The sequence below is a fragment of the Streptomyces sp. JK94 genome (genome assembly GCF_053613315.1).
The window spans coordinates 1-17,388 of the sequence record NZ_JBSICH010000003.1 but is presented as its reverse complement, the minus strand read 5'-3'; the positions used below and the strand labels follow the sequence as shown (position 1 = coordinate 17,388).

Annotated in this window: 21 protein-coding genes and 1 pseudogene; 5 read left to right on the top strand and 17 right to left on the bottom strand. The window is 72.2% G+C overall.

Features of this window, described 5'->3' with window-relative positions; all coding sequences use genetic code 11:
* Positions 1–14: 14 nt before the first annotated feature.
* Together ACVV2G_RS03175 and ACVV2G_RS03170 are read right to left on the bottom strand one after the other, a co-directional pair.
* Positions 15–509, bottom strand: coding sequence for a DUF3618 domain-containing protein (locus ACVV2G_RS03175; RefSeq protein ID WP_453841014.1), 495 nt, complete (start codon positions 507–509; stop codon positions 15–17).
* Complete coding sequence (locus ACVV2G_RS03170; RefSeq protein WP_453841013.1) at positions 506–925, bottom strand: phage holin family protein; 420 nt, start codon at positions 923–925, stop codon at positions 506–508. The genes ACVV2G_RS03175 and ACVV2G_RS03170 overlap by 4 nt, the downstream gene beginning before the upstream one ends.
* Positions 926–1,086: 161 nt before the next feature.
* Here ACVV2G_RS03170 and ACVV2G_RS03165 point away from each other — a divergent pair.
* A pseudogene (locus ACVV2G_RS03165) lies at positions 1,087–1,468 on the top strand (dihydrodipicolinate synthase family protein); the annotation flags it as partial.
* Here ACVV2G_RS03165 and ACVV2G_RS03160 read toward each other — a convergent pair.
* From ACVV2G_RS03160 to ACVV2G_RS03105, 12 genes are all read right to left on the bottom strand, one after another.
* Positions 1,453–1,683, bottom strand: a complete 231-nt coding sequence (locus tag ACVV2G_RS03160) for a hypothetical protein (protein ID WP_453841012.1) — start codon at positions 1,681–1,683, stop codon at positions 1,453–1,455. The pseudogene ACVV2G_RS03165 and the gene ACVV2G_RS03160 overlap by 16 nt on opposite strands.
* A gap of 591 nt (positions 1,684–2,274) precedes the next feature.
* Positions 2,275–3,264 carry a 2,3,4,5-tetrahydropyridine-2,6-dicarboxylate N-succinyltransferase gene (gene dapD, locus ACVV2G_RS03155; RefSeq protein ID WP_453841011.1) on the bottom strand — a complete coding sequence of 330 codons (990 nt, stop codon included), beginning with the start codon at positions 3,262–3,264 and terminating at the stop codon, positions 2,275–2,277.
* 97 nt (positions 3,265–3,361) lie between these two features.
* The gene (locus ACVV2G_RS03150; RefSeq protein ID WP_453841010.1) at positions 3,362–3,907 is read right to left on the bottom strand and encodes a TetR/AcrR family transcriptional regulator; all 546 of its coding nucleotides are present in this window, start codon (positions 3,905–3,907) and stop codon (positions 3,362–3,364) included.
* Complete coding sequence (locus ACVV2G_RS03145) at positions 3,907–4,227, bottom strand: DMT family transporter (RefSeq protein WP_453841009.1); 321 nt, start codon at positions 4,225–4,227, stop codon at positions 3,907–3,909. Before ACVV2G_RS03145 ends, ACVV2G_RS03150 begins: the two co-directional genes overlap by 1 nt.
* 100 nt (positions 4,228–4,327) lie before the next feature.
* Complete coding sequence (locus tag ACVV2G_RS03140) at positions 4,328–4,660, bottom strand: metal-sulfur cluster assembly factor (protein ID WP_007448279.1); 333 nt, start codon at positions 4,658–4,660, stop codon at positions 4,328–4,330.
* Positions 4,657–5,127 (bottom strand): Fe-S cluster assembly sulfur transfer protein SufU, encoded by a 471-nt coding sequence (gene sufU / locus ACVV2G_RS03135; RefSeq protein ID WP_007448280.1) that lies wholly within the window; start codon positions 5,125–5,127, stop codon positions 4,657–4,659. The genes ACVV2G_RS03140 and sufU overlap by 4 nt, the downstream gene beginning before the upstream one ends.
* Positions 5,128–5,144: 17 nt before the next feature.
* Complete coding sequence (locus ACVV2G_RS03130; protein WP_453841008.1) at positions 5,145–6,401, bottom strand: cysteine desulfurase; 1,257 nt, start codon at positions 6,399–6,401, stop codon at positions 5,145–5,147.
* A complete protein-coding gene (gene sufC, locus ACVV2G_RS03125; protein ID WP_453841007.1) occupies positions 6,398–7,162 on the bottom strand; it encodes a Fe-S cluster assembly ATPase SufC in 765 nt (254 codons plus the stop codon). The genes ACVV2G_RS03130 and sufC overlap by 4 nt, the downstream gene beginning before the upstream one ends.
* Positions 7,163–7,169: 7 nt before the next feature.
* Positions 7,170–7,487 carry a non-heme iron oxygenase ferredoxin subunit gene (locus tag ACVV2G_RS03120; protein ID WP_453841006.1) on the bottom strand — a complete coding sequence of 106 codons (318 nt, stop codon included), beginning with the start codon at positions 7,485–7,487 and terminating at the stop codon, positions 7,170–7,172.
* Positions 7,484–8,668 carry a Fe-S cluster assembly protein SufD gene (gene sufD / locus ACVV2G_RS03115; protein WP_453841005.1) on the bottom strand — a complete coding sequence of 395 codons (1,185 nt, stop codon included), beginning with the start codon at positions 8,666–8,668 and terminating at the stop codon, positions 7,484–7,486. Before sufD ends, ACVV2G_RS03120 begins: the two co-directional genes overlap by 4 nt.
* Before the next feature lie 60 nt (positions 8,669–8,728).
* Positions 8,729–10,150: a Fe-S cluster assembly protein SufB gene (gene sufB, locus ACVV2G_RS03110; RefSeq protein ID WP_003976894.1), complete on the bottom strand. Its 1,422-nt coding sequence runs from the start codon at positions 10,148–10,150 to the stop codon at positions 8,729–8,731.
* A complete protein-coding gene (locus ACVV2G_RS03105; protein WP_453841004.1) occupies positions 10,147–10,905 on the bottom strand; it encodes a helix-turn-helix transcriptional regulator in 759 nt (252 codons plus the stop codon). Before ACVV2G_RS03105 ends, sufB begins: the two co-directional genes overlap by 4 nt.
* Before the next feature lie 160 nt (positions 10,906–11,065).
* Here ACVV2G_RS03105 and ACVV2G_RS03100 point away from each other — a divergent pair, with 160 nt between their 5' ends.
* From ACVV2G_RS03100 to ACVV2G_RS03085, 4 genes are all read left to right on the top strand, one after another.
* Entirely contained in the window at positions 11,066–11,854 is a 789-nt protein-coding gene (locus ACVV2G_RS03100; protein ID WP_453841003.1) for an AAC(3) family N-acetyltransferase, read from the top strand.
* A 360-nt stretch (positions 11,855–12,214) separates the two neighbouring features.
* Positions 12,215–13,138: an ABC transporter ATP-binding protein gene (locus ACVV2G_RS03095; RefSeq protein WP_453841002.1), complete on the top strand. Its 924-nt coding sequence runs from the start codon at positions 12,215–12,217 to the stop codon at positions 13,136–13,138.
* 88 nt (positions 13,139–13,226) lie between these two features.
* Positions 13,227–14,000: an ABC transporter permease gene (locus ACVV2G_RS03090; protein WP_453841001.1), complete on the top strand. Its 774-nt coding sequence runs from the start codon at positions 13,227–13,229 to the stop codon at positions 13,998–14,000.
* 51 nt (positions 14,001–14,051) lie between these two features.
* On the top strand, positions 14,052–15,074 hold the full coding sequence (locus ACVV2G_RS03085) for a COX15/CtaA family protein (RefSeq protein ID WP_453841000.1): 1,023 nt from the start codon (positions 14,052–14,054) through the stop codon (positions 15,072–15,074).
* Here the strand turns inward: ACVV2G_RS03085 and ACVV2G_RS03080 are convergent.
* The 3 genes from ACVV2G_RS03080 to ACVV2G_RS03070 form a co-directional block, all read right to left on the bottom strand.
* On the bottom strand, positions 15,029–15,766 hold the full coding sequence (locus tag ACVV2G_RS03080) for a DUF4111 domain-containing protein (RefSeq protein WP_453840999.1): 738 nt from the start codon (positions 15,764–15,766) through the stop codon (positions 15,029–15,031). The genes ACVV2G_RS03085 and ACVV2G_RS03080 overlap by 46 nt on opposite strands.
* 18 nt (positions 15,767–15,784) lie before the next feature.
* Positions 15,785–16,891: an amidohydrolase family protein gene (locus ACVV2G_RS03075; RefSeq protein WP_453840998.1), complete on the bottom strand. Its 1,107-nt coding sequence runs from the start codon at positions 16,889–16,891 to the stop codon at positions 15,785–15,787.
* A 61-nt stretch (positions 16,892–16,952) separates the two neighbouring features.
* Positions 16,953–17,285 carry a hypothetical protein gene (locus tag ACVV2G_RS03070; protein ID WP_453840997.1) on the bottom strand — a complete coding sequence of 111 codons (333 nt, stop codon included), beginning with the start codon at positions 17,283–17,285 and terminating at the stop codon, positions 16,953–16,955.
* Between the last annotated feature and the right edge of the window lie 103 nt (positions 17,286–17,388).

Genomic DNA, 17,388 nt, shown 5'->3' with positions numbered 1-17,388 from the left:
TCGTCGTACCGCGGTCAGCAGTGCCCGCGACGCCGGCGCCGCAGCACGCCCGCCGCGACCACCGCGCCCGCCGCCGCCCCGGCGACCACCAGCGCACGGGGACGGCCGAGCCCGGCCCGGACGGCACCGCGCGCCCGTCCCGGCACCCGCCGCCGCGCGACGTGCCCGGTCCTGCCCGCCTTCTCCCGCACGGTGTGCCCGGCCTGTCCGGCCCTGCCCTGCACGGCGTGTCCGGCCCGGCTCGCCCTGTGCTGCACGGTGTGCCCCGCCTGCGCGGCGGAACTGCGCAGTTGGACGGTCATGGCACCGGCCTTGTCCCTGAGGTCGGCGGCCCGGGCCCTGGCACGGCCCTTGACGTCCGCCCTGCCCGCCAGTTCCTCCACGGTGTTGCCGAGTTCGCTGCGGGTCCGCTCGATCTGCCTGCGCAGTTCGTCCGGCCCCTTGGCCCCGCCGGCCGGCTGCGCGGTGAAACCGGCCCCGGTGCCGTCCCCGCTCGTCGCGTCGGTCATCGATGCGCCCTTTCCCTGATCACATCCACGTCGGTCCTGACGCTGCCGAGGGTCTCCTCGGGCTTGGCGGGTGCGGCGCGGCGGAGCTGAGCGCGGCCGGTCATGGCCAGCACGCCCGCGATCACGAAGAGCACGGCCGTCACGATGAGCGCCGCGGCCCAGACGGGCAGCACCAGCGAGAGCGCGGCGACGGCCGTGCCGGCCAGGGCGAAGAGACCGACGTACGCGATGGCTCCGGCGGCGCCCAGCATGCCGCCGCCGCGCCCGGCCCGCTTGCCCTTCTCGGCCAGCTCCATCTTGGCGAGGGCCACTTCCTGGCGCACGAGCCGGGAGAGCTGTTCGGTGGCCTGGCCGACGAGTTCGCCCACGGAGTGGTGCTCGTCCTGCACCGGCCTGGTGTGCATGGTCCCGGTCACGGTGTTCCGCCTCCTCTCGGTTCGGAGCACCCCGGGTACCCCCGGCCGACCGGCACTACCCCCACCTCGTCCGCCGTCTGACCGGGCAGTATCGCTTACAGGTACCTCGCTGGAGAATTAAGTGGAGCTACACGAGCTGGGGGGGCCGGCACTCTTGCCACCGGGTCCTGGCCGGCACCGGCCTGGCGTACTGCGCGGGCTGCGACGAGCAGGTCCTCGCGCTGTACGCGATCGGGGCGACGGGGTACGTCAGCACGGTCGCGAACGTCGTACCGGAACTGCTGCGGGCCGTCCTCGACGCCTTCGACGCCGGGGACACCGGGCGGGCCGCCCTGCTGCAGCGGCGGGCGCTCCCCCTCGTGGAGTCGGTCATGGCGGCGGGCCTGCCCGGCACGGTCACGGTCAAGGCCCTCCTCGGCGCGCTCGTGCCTGCCGGCGGGACCGGTGCGCGCGCCGCTGCGGCCCGCCGGCCGGTCCACCACCGACGGGCTGCTCGCGGCGTACGGGGAGCTGGTCGCCGACGCCGGTCAGCTCCAGGTGTAACCGTCCCCGAACAGCAGCGTGTGCTCCAGCACGTCCTCCGCCGGGTCGTCGATCTGCCCCACGTGGACGTTGAGGAGGCCGACCCGGGGGCCGTTGTGGGAGCCCGTGGTGGTCTCGTCGGCATGCGCGGTCCCCGCCGCGGCCCAGCACACCAGTACCGCGGCACCCACCCCGGCCAGCCGGCGTACTACGGTCCTCGCCCGCTCGTTCGTCATGTCAGGCCCCTCGTTTCGTCTGATCGGCGTCTGATCGGACCCTGCGTCCACCCGTTCATCCGCAAAGACCACCGGAAGGTCACGGGGAGTCATCCGTACGTGCGGGGGGGGCGCGCGAGGCACGCGGCTTCCCCGCGTACGGCGGTGCACCACCCCGGGCGCCCACGGCCGGCGCGGCGGGCGGAAGACGCCGCGTGGCCCGGGCCGGCACCACGTCCGGGACGGCCGGGACACCGCGGGTGGGGCGGCCGGGACGCCACTGGTGGGGCGGGCTCCGCGTGCCGTGCCCCGGCGTCCTCCCGACCGAGCCCGAGCCCGACGGAGCGGCCGACCGGGCGCGTGTCACCGCACTGCCGAAGCGGTACCGGGCCTCGAACGGCGAGCGCCCTCCGGGCGGGCCCCGCGGGGCCCGCCCGGAGGGCGACTCGGGCCGCCGGCGACCGGTGGTGACCGGTCGGTCGCGGCGGATCGGCGCTGCGGATCAGTCCCGGCGGATCAGTCAGGACGATCAGTCGTGGACGATCAGTGGCAGCGGATCAGTCAGGACGATCAGTCGTGGAGGATCGGTGGCAGCGGATCGGTCCCGGCGGATCAGTTGTGGCTGTGCAGGATCTCGTTCAGGCCGCCCCACACCGCGTTGTTCGGGCGGGCCTCCACCGTGCCCGTGACCGAGTTGCGGCGGAAGAGGATGTGGGAGGCGCCGGAGAGTTCGCGGGCCTTGACGACCTGGCCGTCGGGCATGGTCACGCGGGTGCCGGCGGTGACGTAGAGGCCGGCCTCGACCACGCACTCGTCGCCCAGCGCGATGCCGACGCCCGCCTCGGCGCCGACCAGGCAGCGCTCACCGATGACGATGCGCACGTTGCCACCGCCGGAGAGGGTGCCCATGGTGGAGGCACCGCCGCCGATGTCGGAGCCGTCGCCGACGACGACGCCCGCCGAGATGCGGCCCTCGACCATGGAGGTGCCGAGCGTGCCGGCGTTGAAGTTGACGAAGCCCTCGTGCATGACCGTGGTGCCCTCGGAGAGGTGGGCGCCCAGGCGGACACGGTCGGCGTCGGCGATGCGGACGCCCTTGGGGGCGACGTAGTCCGTCATGCGCGGGAACTTGTCGACCGAGGTCACCTGGAGGTGCAGGCCCTCGGCGCGGGCGTTGAGACGGACCTTCTCGACGTCGTCGACGGCGACCGGGCCGAGCGAGGTCCAGGCGACGTTGGCGAGGTGGGCGAAGACACCGTCCAGGTTCTGGCCGTGCGGCTGGACCAGGCGGTGGGAGAGCAGGTGCAGGCGCAGGTAGACGTCGTGCGTGTCGACCGGCTTCTCCTCCAGCGAGGCGATGACCGTGCGGACCGCGACCACCTCGACGCCGCGCCGGGCGTCCGGACCGACCGCCGCGGTGGCGCCGCCGCCGAGGAGTGCGGCGGCCTGCTCGGCGTCGAGCCGCTCGGTGCCGGACGGGCCCGGCTCGGCGACGAGTTCGGGGGCGGGGAACCAGGTGTCGAGAACGGTGCCGTCGGCGGCGATCGTGGCAAGCCCGGCGGCCACGGCGCCGGTGGTACGGGGAGCAGTCGTGTCGGTCATGAGGGCAACCTAACCGGCCGCCGCCCGTGGAAGCGAGCCGGCCCCGCGGCCGTCTCGCGTGCCGGGCGGTCCGGCGCCGCGACGCCCTCCTGCGCGCTCACGGCGCCGGAGGGATCACCCGTGCCAGCACCTCGCGCGCGTACTCCTCGTCGTACGGCGTGTCCGTCAGCAGCACCTGGAGGCAGATCCCGTCCAGCACGGCGACCAGGGCCCGGGCCGTGACGGGGTCCGTGCGGTCGGCGAGGAGGCCGCCGACGCCCTGCGCCCACTCCGCGGCGACGGGGCGCAGGGCGGGGCGGCGCAGGGCGGCGAGGTACAGCTCGTACTCCAGCTCGACGCCCGTACGGTCGCCGGCCAGCCACGCACCGAGGACGCGGGCGAGTCCGGCGGGGAGGTCGGCGCCGGGGTCCGCGAGGGCGGGGTGGGCGGCGACCACCCGGGCGAAGCCCTCGTTCGCCTGGCGCAGGGCGGCGACCAGGAGTTCGTCCAGGGTGGCGAAGTGGTACGTGGTGGAGCCGAGGGGCACGTCGGCCTCGGCGGCGACGGCGCGGTGGCTGAGGCCGGCGATGCCCTTCCGCCCGACGACCCGGATCGCCGCGTCGACGAGGCGCTGGCGTCGCCCGGGGTCGTGGCGGCGGGACATCAGTGCGCGCCGCCCAGGTTCAGGACGACGACGCCGACGATGATCAGCGCGATGCCCGCCGCCTTGGTGACGGTCATCCCCTCCCCCAGGAACGCCACGCCGATGGCGGCGATGGCGGCCGTGCCGACGCCGGCCCAGATGGCGTACGCGGTGCCGACGGCGAGGGTCTTCAGGGTCTGGGCGAGCAGCGCGAAGGAGAGCACGTAGGCGACGGCGGTCAGCAGTGAGGGGACCAGTCTGCTGAAGCCCTCGCTGTACTTCATGGCGGTGGTCCCGGCGACCTCGGCGGCGATGGCTCCGGCCAGCAGCAGATATCCCATGTGTACGAGCGTACATAACGCGCCCGTCCGAGGATGCGGGAACGGCGGCACCCGAGGGGTGCCGCCGTTCCTCCGTGCGGTGGTCTCAGACGGGTGCGTCTCAGACGTTGAACCCGAGCGCGCGCAGCTGCTCGCGGCCGTCGTCGGTGATCTTGTCCGGGCCCCACGGCGGCATCCAGACCCAGTTGATGCGCAGCTCGTTGACGAGGCCGTCCGTGGCGGACTTGGCCTGGTCCTCGATCACGTCCGTCAGCGGACAGGCCGCCGACGTCAGGGTCATGTCGATGGTCGCGATGTTGGCGTCGTCGATGTGGACGCCGTAGATCAGGCCCAGGTTGACGACGTCGATGCCCAGCTCGGGGTCCACGACGTCCAGCAGGGCCTCGCGGACCTCCTCCTCGGAGGCCGGCTTCATTTCCACGGTCTCACTCATGCCGTCGTCTCCTTCTCGGCGTCGGCGCCGTCCAGTGCCTGGGCCGTCGCGTCCTTCCAGGCCATCCAGCTCAGCAGGGCGCACTTGACCCGGGCCGGGTACTTCGAGACCCCGGCGAACGCGACCGCGTCCTCCAGGACCTCCTCCATCGCGTCGTCGGGCTCGATCCTGCCCTTGGACTGCATCAGCTCCAGGAAGGTCTCCTGAATGCGCTGCGCCTGGGCGAGGTCCTTGCCGACCAGCAGGTCGTTCAGCACGGAGGCGCTCGCCTGGCTGATCGAGCAGCCCTGGCCCTCGTAGCTGACGTCGCTGACCGTCGTGCCGTCGTACTTCACGCGGAGGGTGATCTCGTCGCCGCAGGTCGGGTTGACGTGGTGGACCTCGGCGTCGCCATCCCGCAAGCCCCGCCCGTGCGGGTTCTTGTAGTGGTCCAGGATGACTTCCTGGTACATGGAGTCCAGCTTCATGCTCTTCGCTCGTCCCGTCAGCCGAAGAAGTTCCGTACGTGCTCCAGGCCGTCGACCAGCGCGTCGATCTCGCCGGGCGTGGAGTACAGATAGAACGACGCTCGCGTGGTCGCAGGAATTCCGTAGCGCAGGCAGACGGGGCGGGCGCAGTGGTGGCCGACCCGGACCGCGATGCCCTGCTCGTCCAGGACCTGGCCCACGTCGTGCGGGTGGATGTCGCCGAGCGCGAAGCTGATCGCCGCGCCGCGCTCCTCGGCCGTGCCGGGGCCGATGATGCGCAGGTCCGGGACCTCCAGGAGGCGCTTGACCGCGTACTCGGTCAGCGCGTGCTCGTGGGCGTGGATCCTGTCCATCCCGATCGAGCCGAGGTAGTCGATCGCCGCGCCCAGGCCGACCGCCTGCGCGATCGGCGGCGTGCCCGCCTCGAACTTGTGCGGCGCCGGGGCGTAGGTCGAGGAGTGCATCGAGACCGTCTCGATCATCTCGCCGCCGCCCAGGAAGGGCGGGAGGTCCTCCAGCAGCTCCTGGCGGCCCCACAGGACGCCGATGCCCGTCGGACCGCACATCTTGTGGCCGGTGAAGGCCACGAAGTCGGCCTGGAGGGCCTGGACGTCCACGGGCATGTGCGGCGCGGCCTGGGAGGCGTCGATGCAGACGAGCGCACCGACCTCCTGGGCGCGGCGCACGATCGCCTCGACCGGGTTCTGGGTGCCCAGGATGTTGGAGACCAGCACGAACGAGACGATCTTCGTCTTCTCCGTGATGACCTCCTCGATGTTCGAGAGGTCGAGGCGGCCGTCGTCGGTCAGGCCGAACCAGCGGAGCTTCGCGCCGGTGCGCTGCGCGAGCAGCTGCCACGGCACGATGTTGGAGTGGTGCTCCATCTCCGTGATGACGATCTCGGTCTCGTGGTCCACGCGGTAGGGCTCGTCGGCCCAGCCCAGCATGTTGGCCACGAGGTTGAGGGACTCCGAGGCGTTCTTGGTGAAGATCACCTCGTCGCGGGAGGGCGCGTTGATGAACTCCGCGACCTTGTCGCGCGCGCCCTCGTACAGCGCCGTGGCCTCCTCGGCGAGGACGTGCACGCCACGGTGGACGTTGGCGTTGTAGCGCTCGTAGTACTCGCTGAGGGCGTCGATGACCTGGCGCGGCTTCTGCGAGGTCGCCGCGTTGTCCAGGTAGACGAGCTTCCGGCCGTCGTGGATCTGGCGGTCCAGGATGGGGAAGTCCTTGCGGATCGCCTCGGTGTCGAGGAGGCCCGGCAGCTGTGTCACGCGGATACGCCACCCTTCGTGTATGCCTCGTAGCCCTCGGCCTCCAGCTTGTCGGCCAGCTCGGGGCCGCCGGACTCGGCGATGCGGCCGGCCGCGAAGACGTGGACGTGGTCGGGCTTGATGTAGCGCAGGATGCGCGTGTAGTGCGTGATCAGCAGGGTGCCGACCTCGCCGGTCTCGCGGACGCGGTTGACGCCCTCGGAGACGACGCGCAGGGCGTCGACGTCGAGGCCGGAGTCGGTCTCGTCGAGGATCGCGAGCTTCGGCCTGAGCAGCTCCAGCTGGAGGATCTCGTGGCGCTTCTTCTCACCGCCGGAGAAGCCCTCGTTGACGTTGCGCTCGGCGAAGGCGGGGTCCATGTTGAGGCGCTGCATGGCCTCCTTGACCTCCTTCACCCAGGTGCGCAGCTTGGGGGCCTCGCCGCGGACGGCGGTGGCGGAGGTGCGCAGGAAGTTGGAGACCGAGACGCCGGGGACCTCGACCGGGTACTGCATGGCGAGGAACAGGCCGGCACGGGCGCGCTCGTCGACGGACATCTCCAGGACGTCCTCGCCGTCGAGGGTGACGGTGCCGCCGGTGATCGTGTACTTGGGGTGACCCGCGAGCGAGTAGGCGAGGGTCGACTTGCCGGAGCCGTTCGGGCCCATGATGGCGTGCGTCTCGCCCTGCTTCACGGTGAGGTCGACGCCCTTGAGGATCTCCTTCGTGGCGTTGTCGGCCTCGACGGTGACGTGCAGGTCTCGGATTTCAAGCGTTGCCATGGGTGCCTCAGGACTCCTGGGTGAGGGAGACGAGCACGTCGTCCCCTTCGATCTTTACGGGGTATACGGGGACGGGGCGCGTCGCCGGAAGACTGTCGGGCTTGCCGGAGCGGAGGTCGAAGCGCGAGCCGTGCAGCCAGCACTCGATGTGGCAGTCGTCGACCTCGCCCTCGGCGAGCGAGACGTTCGCGTGCGAGCAGACGTCGTGGATCGCGAACAGCTCGCCCTCGGTCCGCACGACGGAGATCGGCGTGCCGTCGAGTTCCACCCGCTTCGGGGTGTCCTCCTCCAGCTCGTCGGCTCCACAGACGCGTACGAAGGTCATGCGACCGACGCCTCCAGCTCCTCGTCGATCTTGACGAGCAGGCGCTCCTCGATGTCCGCGACGCCGATCTGCTGGACCAGCTCGGCGAAGAAGCCGCGGACCACCAGGCGGCGGGCGTCGATCTCGGGGATGCCGCGCGCCATCAGGTAGAAGAGCTGCTCGTCGTCGAAGCGGCCGGTGGCGGAGGCGTGGCCGGCGCCGACGATCTCGCCGGTCTCGATCTCCAGGTTCGGCACCGAGTCGACCCGCGCACCGTCCGTGAGGACGAGGTTGCGGTTCATCTCGTAGGTGTCGGTGCCCTCGGCCGCGGCCTCGATGAGCACGTCGCCGATCCAGACGGCGTGCGCGTCCTCGCCCTGCAGCGCGCCCTTGTAGACGACGTTCGACTTGCAGTGCGGGACGTTGTGGTCGACCAGGAGGCGGTGCTCCTGGTGCTGGCCCCGGTCGGTGAAGTACAGGCCGAACAGCTCGGCCTCGCCGCCGGGACCGGCGTAGGCGACGCGCGGGTGCAGCCGGACCAGGTCGCCGCCGAAGGTGACCACGAACGACTTGAAGGTGGCGTCGCGGCCGATCAGCGCGTTGTGCTGGCCGACGTGCACGGCCTTGTCGTCCCAGTCCTGGACGGAGACCACGGTCAGCTTGGCGCCGTCGCCCAGGACGTAGTCGACGTTGGCGGCGAGCACCGCGTCACCGGTGTGGTCGATGACCACCACGGCCTCGGCGAAGGCGCCCAGCTCGACGACCTGGTGGGCGTAGGCGGTGCCGCCCTCGCCGTGCACGGCGATGCGGATCGGCTCGGTGAGGACCGTCTCCTTGGGGACGGTGATCACACCGGCGTTCTCGAACGCCGAGTAGGCCTGGGCGGCGACCCGGTCCACCGGGGTGCCCGCCCTGCCGACGCGCGCGTCGTCACGGCCGACGGTCTCGACGACGACGGCCTCGGGCGCGTCGATGTCGACCTTCACACCGTCGCCGGTGGCGACCGCGGTGCCGTCGTGCAGCCCGCGCAGCCGCTCCAGCGGCGTGAACCGCCACTCCTCCTCGCGGCCGTGCGGGACCGGGAAGTCCGCCACGTCGAAGGACGCGGGCGCGCTCATGCGCGTGGCGACGGTCGACTCGGCGGCCACCGCGATCTGGCCCGCGGTGGTGGACCCCACGGGGATGTTCTGAGCCTCAGCCATGGCTGTCGGTCTGCTCTCTTCCTACGTCAGAAATCTGGCGACTGCTTCGGGGGCGGGCCGTCACCCGACCGCGCCCTCCATCTGCAGCTCGATCAGCCGGTTGAGCTCCAGGGCGTACTCCATGGGCAGCTCCTTGGCGATCGGCTCGACGAAGCCGCGCACGATCATGGCCATCGCCTCGAACTCGCTCAGACCGCGGCTCATCAGGTAGAAGAGCTGGTCCTCGGAGACCTTGGAGACGGTCGCCTCGTGGCCCATGGACACGTCGTCCTCACGGACGTCCACGTAGGGGTACGTGTCGGAGCGCGAGATGGTGTCGACGAGGAGCGCGTCGCACAGCACGTTCGACTTGGAGCCGTGGGCGCCCTCGCCGATCTCGACGAGACCGCGGTAGGACGTACGGCCGCCGCCGCGCGCCACCGACTTCGAGACGATGTTGGACGACGTGTTCGGCGCCATGTGGACCATCTTGGAGCCGGCGTCCTGGTGCTGGCCCTCGCCCGCGAAGGCGATGGACAGGGTCTCGCCCTTGGCGTGCTCGCCCATCAGGTAGACGGCCGGGTACTTCATCGTCACCTTGGAGCCGATGTTGCCGTCGATCCACTCCATGGTCGCGCCCTCGTACGCCACGGCGCGCTTGGTGACCAGGTTGTAGACGTTGTTCGACCAGTTCTGGATGGTCGTGTAGCGGCAGCGGGCGTTCTTCTTGACGATGATCTCGACCACGGCGCTGTGCAGGGAGTCCGACTTGTAGATCGGAGCCGTGCAGCCCTCGACGTAGTGCACGTAGGCACCCTCGTCGACGATGATCAGGGTCCGCTCGAACTGGCCCATGTTCTCCGTGTTGATACGGAAGTAGGCCTGGAGCGGGATCTCGACGTGCACGCCCTTCGGCACGTAGATGAAGGAGCCGCCGGACCACACCGCGCTGTTCAGCGACGCGAACTTGTTGTCGCCGACCGGGATGACGGTCCCGAAGTACTCCTTGAAGAGCTCCGGGTGCTCCTTCAGGGCCGTGTCGGTGTCCAGGAAGATGACGCCCTGCTCCTCCAGGTCCTCGCGGATCTGGTGGTAGACGACCTCGGACTCGTACTGGGCCGCGACACCGGCGACGAGGCGCTGCTTCTCCGCCTCGGGGATGCCGAGCTTGTCGTACGTGTTCTTGATGTCCTCGGGCAGGTCCTCCCAGGACTCCGCCTGCTTCTCCGTGGAGCGCACGAAGTACTTGATGTTGTCGAAGTCGATGCCCGACAGGTCCGAGCCCCAGTTCGGCATGGGCTTCTTCTCGAAGAGGCGCAGGCCCTTGAGGCGGAGCTTGGTCATCCACTCCGGCTCGTTCTTCTTCGCGGAGATGTCGCGGACGACGTCCTCGTTGATTCCGCGCTTGGCAGAGGCGCCGGCCGTGTCGGAGTCGGCCCAGCCGTATTCGTACTTGCCCAGGCCCTCGAGCTCAGGGTGAGCAGTCTCCGTGGGGAGAGTCATGCGGGGTTCCTCCCGGCCGTGCTTGCAGATGCGTGAGCGGTGTTCGTGGGTGCCTGCGCCGTGGGCGGCGCGGGCGAGGTCTTCGGAATGAACGTGGTGCAGACCCCGTCGCCGTGCGCGATGGTCGCGAGCCGCTGTACATGCGTACCGAGCAGCTCGGCGAAAAATTCCGTCTCCGCCTCGCACAGCTGCGGAAACTGCTCTGCGACGTGGGCGACCGGGCAGTGGTGCTGGCACAGCTGCTCGCCCTGCTGGGGGTGGGGTGCGCTCCGCGCGGTAGCAGCGTACCCGTCCGCGCTCAGGGCCTTGGCCAGCGCTTCCGTGCGCCGGCCGGGGGCGGCGGACTCGACCGCCTTGCGGTACGCGCCGGCCTGGCCGGCGATCCGGGCCCGGGCGAAGGCGGCGATCGCCTGCTCCCCGCCCTGCTGCTCGGCGATCCACCGCAGGGCGTCGGCGGCCAGCTTGTCGTACGACTGGTCGAAGGCGTCCCGGCCGCAGTCGGTCAGCGCGAAGACCTTGGCGGGCCGTCCGCGCGCACGCGTGCCGTAGACCCGCTGCTCACGGGCTTCGACCACGTCGTCGGCGGCCAGTGCGTCGAGATGGCGCCGGACGGCGGCCTGGGTCAGGCCCAGGCGTCCGGCCAGCTCGGCGACGGTCGACGGCCCGTGGTCCAGGATGGAGCGCGCGACGCGGTTGCGGGTGGACCGCTCACCGGTCGCGAGTTCCTCCTGCGGGGTCTCGCCAACGTTTTTCACAACGCCATTGTTGCGTAATTCCTCCGGGGCGGGCAAGCCGCGTCCGGATCATCGGACGGTGCCCTGCGTCACTTAGGTATACCTAATGTGACCTGCGGAAACGATCTTTGATCGATCAATCGGGTGGCGTCCCGAACGGGTCTGCGGGACACTCCGCGTCATGCCCACACCCCCTCCCACCGGCCCACTCGTCACCCGCGGCACGATCGCCGCCGGGCTGCGCGAGATGGGTGTGCGGAGTGACGACACGCTCCTCGTGCACTCCTCCCTCAGCTCCCTCGGATGGGTCTGCGGAGGGCCCGTCGCGGTCGTCCAGGGACTGCTCGACGCACTGGCTCCGCACGGCACCCTGGTGGTCCCCACCCAGACCGGCGACCTCTCGGACCCGGCCCTGTGGAGGAGCCCGCCGGTGCCCGAGGAGTGGTGGGACGCCGTCCGCGTCGCGATGCCCCCCTACGACCCCCTGATCACGCCCTCGCGCGGGGTCGGGGTGGTCCCCGAGACCGTGCGCACCTGGCCGGGCGCCCTGCGCAGTGCGCACCCGCAGACGTCCTTCGCGGCCCTCGGCCCGCGCGCCGCCGAGGTGGTGGCCGGGCACGCCGCCGACTGCCGGCTGGGCGAGCGCAGTCCGCTGGCGACCCTGGAGCGGCTGGGCGCCCGGGTGCTGCTCATGGGCGCCGGTTACGAGGCGTGCACCGGCTTCCATCTCGCCGAGTACCGGGTTCCGTCCCCGCTGGTGGAGGTGGGGCGGCCGGGGCCGGTGGGCTGGGAGCGGGTGACCGAGGTGTCGATCACCTCGGAGCGGTTCGACGAACTGGGGCACGACTTCGAACGGGACCGGCCCGTCCTGCGGGGACGGGTCGGCGCGGCCGTCGCGCGGCTGTTCCCACTGGCGGACGCGGTCGCCTACGCGGAGCGCTGGCTGCCCGTGCACCGGCCCCGCGCGTAGGGGCGCGGGGCCGGAGCGCGGCCGGCCGCAGACCCGGACGACCGGCCCCGCTCATGGGGGCACGGGGCCGGAGGGCGGCCGGCCGCAGACCCGGACGACCGGCCCCTCGGACGCCGCGGTCCGCTTCGAGGGTGGCCCGCGCGTCCTGCGCGCACCGCCCTCTCGACGTGCCCCGCGAAGGAGGCGCCCGCACGCCCTCCCGGCGCCCCCGCAGGGCCCCGGCCTCACGAGCGCCGTACGCCCCCGTACCCGGCGACCACCAGCCCCGTGAGCCTCCTGGACCCCGTACGCCCACCCCTCCGGAGGAGATCCCGCACCCCCGCGCCCGTGGCCCCGCCCGCGTACCTAGACTCGTGACCCATGCGAAGCGAGCCCGTGGTCCAGGTCCAGGCCCTGGTGAAGCGGTACGGCACGAAGACCGCGGTGGACGGCCTCGACCTGGCGGCCCGGGCGGGTGTCACCGCCGTGCTCGGCCCCAACGGGGCGGGCAAGACGACCACGGTCGAGACCTGCGAGGGCTACCTGAAGCCGGATTCCGGCACCGTGCGCGTGCTGGGCCTGGACCCGGTGCGACAGGGCTCCCTGCTGCGGCCCCGGATCGGCGTGATGCTCCAGTCCGGCGGCGTCTACTCCGGCGCCCGCGCCGACGAGATGCTGCGCCACGTGGCGAAGCTGCACGCCCGTCCGCTGGACGTCGACGCGCTGATCGAGCGGCTCGGGCTGGGCTCGTGCGGCCGGACCGCGTACCGCAGGCTCTCCGGCGGCCAGCAGCAGCGGCTCGCCCTGGCGATGGCCGTGGTCGGCCGCCCGGAGCTGGTGTTCCTGGACGAGCCGACCGCCGGCCTGGACCCGCAGGCCCGCCGCGCCACCTGGGACCTGGTGCGGGACCTGCGCGGCGACGGCGTCTCGGTGATCCTCACCACCCACCACATGGACGAGGCCGAGCAGCTGGCCGACGACGTCGCCATCATCGACGCCGGCCGGGTCGTCGCGCAGGGCTCGCCCGAGGAGCTGTGCCGCGGCGGCGCCGAGAACACCCTGCGGTTCTCCGGCCGGCCGGGACTGGACGTCGCCTCCCTGCTCAAGGCGCTGCCCGCGGACTCCGCCGCCGTCGAGCCGACCCCGGGCTCCTACCGCGTCAACGGCAGGATCGACCCCCAGCTGCTGGCCACGGTCACCTCCTGGTGCGCCCAGCACGGGGTGATGCCGGACCGGATCTCGGTGGAGCGGCACACCCTGGAGGACGTGTTCCTGGAGCTGACCGGCAAGGAGCTGCGCTCATGACCCGGGTCCGCACGGGGACCGGCCGGGGGTCCGGGGGCCGCCCCCCGGAAGGACACAGCCCGGAGCCGACCGGCAAGGAGCCGCGCCCATGACGACGACCACCGGCACGTACACGCCGCGGCCCGGCGCCGCGCCGCTCGGCCGCATGATCGCGGCCCAGGCCGCGCTGGAGACCAGGATGCTGCTGCGCAACGGCGAGCAGTTGCTGCTGACGGTGATCATCCCGACGCTGCTGCTGGTCCTGTTCAGCTCCGTGGACATCATCGACACCGGCGCCGGAGAGGCCGTCGACTTCCTCGCCCCCGGCATCCTGGCCCTCGCCGTGCTGTCGACGGCGTTCACCGGGCAGGCCATCGCCACCGGCTTCGAGCGCCGGTACGGGGTGCTGAAGCGGCTGGCCGCCTCGCCCCTGCCGCGCTGGGGCCTGATGACCGCGAAGACGGTGTCCGTCCTGGTCGTCGAGGTGCTCCAGATCGCCCTGCTCACCGTGATCGCCTTCGCGCTGGGCTGGTCGCCGCACGGCAACCCGTTCGCCGTGCTGCTGCTCCTGGTCCTCGGTACGGCCGCCTTCTCCGGGCTCGGGCTGCTCATGGCGGGGACCCTGAAGGCGGAGGCCACGCTGGCCGCCGCCAACCTCGTCTTCCTGCTGCTGCTCGTGGGCGGCGGCGTGATCGTGCCGCTGGAGGAGTTCCCGGACGCGGCGCGGAGCGTGCTCGGCCTGCTGCCGATCTCCGCCCTGTCGGACGGCCTGCGGGACGTGCTCCAGCACGGGGCCCCGATGCCCTGGGGCGACCTGGGGATCCTCGCCGGGTGGGGGGCCGCGGGGATCGCGGCCGCCGGGGCGTTCTTCCGCTGGGAGTAAGGACACAGCGGACGGGACCCTCGTGAAAGCGTGCACAAGCGGGCGCCTACGATGGACGGCGTGCCAAACGTGACCCGCGCCGACGCCGCCGCCGCCGTGCGCAACCCGCTCGCCTTCATCGCCGCGCGCTGGACCCCGGACCCCCGGACGGTCCGGCGGGCGGCCCTCCTCGCGCTCGCCATGTCGGTGGTCATCGTGATCACCGGCGGTGCGGTGCGCCTGACCGGCTCGGGCCTCGGCTGCCCGACCTGGCCCAAGTGCACCGACGACTCGCTGACCACCACCAGCGAGATGGGCCTGCACGGCGTCATCGAGTTCGGCAACCGCCTGCTGACCTACGTGCTGTGCGCGGCGGTCGGCTGGGCGATCGTCGCCGCCCGGTCGCAGAAGCCGTTCCGGCGCAGCCTGACCCGGCTGGGCTGGGCGCAGTTCTGGATCGTGATGGGCAACGCCGTCCTCGGCGGCGTCGTGGTCCTCGTCGGCCTCAACCCGTACACCGTCGCGGCGCACTTCCTGCTGTCCAGTGCGCTGATCGCGGTCGCGACCGTGATGTGGCAGCGCACCCGGGAGGGCGACGCGGCACCGCGCCCCCTGGTCGGCAGGGCGGTCCAGCAGCTGGTGTGGGTGATGACCGTCGTCTGCGCGCTGCTGATCGCGGTCGGCACGGTGGTCACCGGCGCCGGGCCGCACGCGGGCGACTCCAGTGAGGTCGAGCGGATGCCGGTCGACTGGGAGACGGTGACCAAGGCGCACGCCGTCCTGGCGTGGATCGTGGTGACGCTGGCCTTCGCCCTGTGGTTCGTGCTGAGGGCGGTCGACGCGCCCAAGGGCCCGTCGGCCCGCACCCGTGACCTGTTCCTGGTGCTGCTCGCCCAGGGCGTCATCGGCTACGTGCAGTACTTCACCGACCTGCCCGAGGTCCTGGTCGCCCTGCACATGTTCGGCTCCTGCCTGGTGTGGATCGCGACGCTGCGGGTGCTGCTGGCGCTGCGCGAGCGGCCGGACGGGACGGCGCCCGGGGTGCCGGTTCAGGAGTACGAGGCGACCAGCGTGTCGATGGCCGGTCCCAGGTAGCTCCGGGTCAGCTCCGCCCGGCGGGCGAGCCACCCGTCGGCGGGGTCCGCGGGGCTTCCGTAGCGCCGTTCCGTGATGTCCCGGACGACCTCGTCGGGGGCCCCGAGGCCGGGCAGTTCGTCCAGGGCCTCGCGTTTGCTGATCAGACGGCCGTCCCGCAGCGTGACGGTGGCGCGGGCGAAGGTGAGCAGGCCGAGATCGACCCAGACGTCCTGCCGCCACACAGCGGGCCGGCGGACGACCGGCCGCCAGAAGTCCCGCTGGTCCCGGACGACGAACTCCGCCAGCTCGGTCTCCGGCACCGGCGGCAGCAGTTCCTTCGGCGGTGCACCGTACAGGACACGCCCGAAACCGTGGAGTTCGCTCCGGGTGACCGGGGTGACCGTCCGCTTGTAGAGCTCTTCGTGGGCCCGGGTCAGGTGGCGGCGCCCGGAGTCCTCGACGGTGCCGGGCGACAGATAGGTGCAGTGGATCTTCGGGGCGAGCGGCTCGGCACGGAGCCGGGCGTGCAGCAGACCCAGCCGCCAGGCCGTACGGACCGTCACCGGGTGCTCCAGCACGGCGATCAGGTCGAGGTCGCTGCGGCCCTCCTGGTAGTCGCCGCCGGCCAGCGAGCCGTGGGCCCAGACGGCGACGGGGGCGAGCGGCATCAGACCCGTCACGAAGCGGTCGAGCAGGGTGTCGGTCGGCATCCGCCCAGCTTGGTCCGTTCAGTGCAGCCCGTAAACCCGGCTCGCGTTCCCCGAAGCGATCATCCCCGCCACCCGCTGCGCGTCCCCCAGGGACCACGCCCCCTCGGCCACCCAGGCGCCGAGCACCCGGCCGAGGGCGTCGCGGAACAGGCGGGCGGCGACCACGTGCAGTTCGGGCAGGCTCTGGGCGCCGCTGGAGAACAGGATCTTGCCGAAGGGGGCCAGTTCCAGGATCTCCGCGAGGACCGTCGCCGCGCGGGCGCCGGTGCGTACGAGGGCCGCGCCCGAGTCGGCGTAGACGTGCGGGAAGACACCGGCGAGGTGGGCGGCGTGGCGGTGGTACGGGTAGCCGTGGAGCAGGACCAGGTCGGTGCCCAGTCCGGCGGTGGCCCGCACGAAGTCCGTCAGCAGGACCGGATCGGTGCGGTCGACGCGCAGGCCCGGCTCGCCGAGGCCGGCGTGCAGCTGGAGCGGCAGGCCCGAGGCGACGGCGCTCCACAGCAGGTGGCGCAGCAGCACGGGGTCGCTCAGCTCGCCGCCGACCTCGCGTCCGGTCAGCCAGCGGCCGGCGGCGCCGCGTACCTCGCCCGGGCCGGGAGGTTCGGGCGCGAGCGCCAGACCGTGCCGTACGCCCGCGACCGAGGTGAAGGCGACCGCGCCCGCGGCGGCGCCGTGCACGGCCTCGGCGAGGTTGGCGAGGAAGGCGTCGACGGTGCCGGAGGTGTCGGCGACCTGCTCGGCCAGCAGCTCCAGGCGCACGATCTCGTGGGCGTCGGCCGCCGCCGCGCTGGCCATCTCGGCGAGTCCGGTGAGGTCGCCGGGGAGCCCCGCGTCGACCAGGTAGGTCGTGATGCCGCTGCCCCGCAGCAGCCGGCGCTCCGCCTCCAGGACGCCCAGCTCGCGGCGCCGGGCGAGGTAGCGGGCGGGCGGGCAGTGCGGTTCCAGGCCGAGCAGGGGCGGGCACCAGCGGCGCACCGCGAAGCCGGTCTGGGTGTCGAAGAGGGTGGTGCCCGGTGCGGGCGGGCCCTCGGTACGGGCCAGCCGGGCCTCGAAGGTGCCGAGGCCCAGCTCCGTCCTCAGGACGCCGTGGCAGTACTGGTCCACCAGGAACGGCGTTTCGATCATCCGGACTCCCCGTGACGGGACCGTGTGCGGCTTCCTGCGGTCCTAACGGGTGGACCCGGTCTCAGGTGTTGCTCGGTCCGCCCACCTGGATGCCCGCCATGCGCGACCACTCGTAGGGGCCGGTCTCCACCTTGGCCGCGAACTCGCCGTCGAAGTCCTCGTGGACGGTGATGCCCGACTTCTCCACGGCCCTGCGCGCGGTTCCGTGGGAGCGTGCGACGAGGTCGCCCCAGGCGCCGTCCGCGCCGACGAGCACGATCCGGGCGCCGCGTTCACCGAGGTAGGCCACCTGGCCCTCGGCGCCGCCGTGCGCCTTCGAGAAGGAGTCGATCCGCCGGGCCAGCCGGGCCGCCTCGCGCTCGGCCTTCGCGTCAACCTGCTGCGTGTCTGCCATGACCAGGATGCTACCGACGGGTAGATCGAACGGCGACGGGCGGGGGGGGGGGGGGTGGGGATGAAAAACCACCACCCAACCCCCCCCCACAACAACAACACAC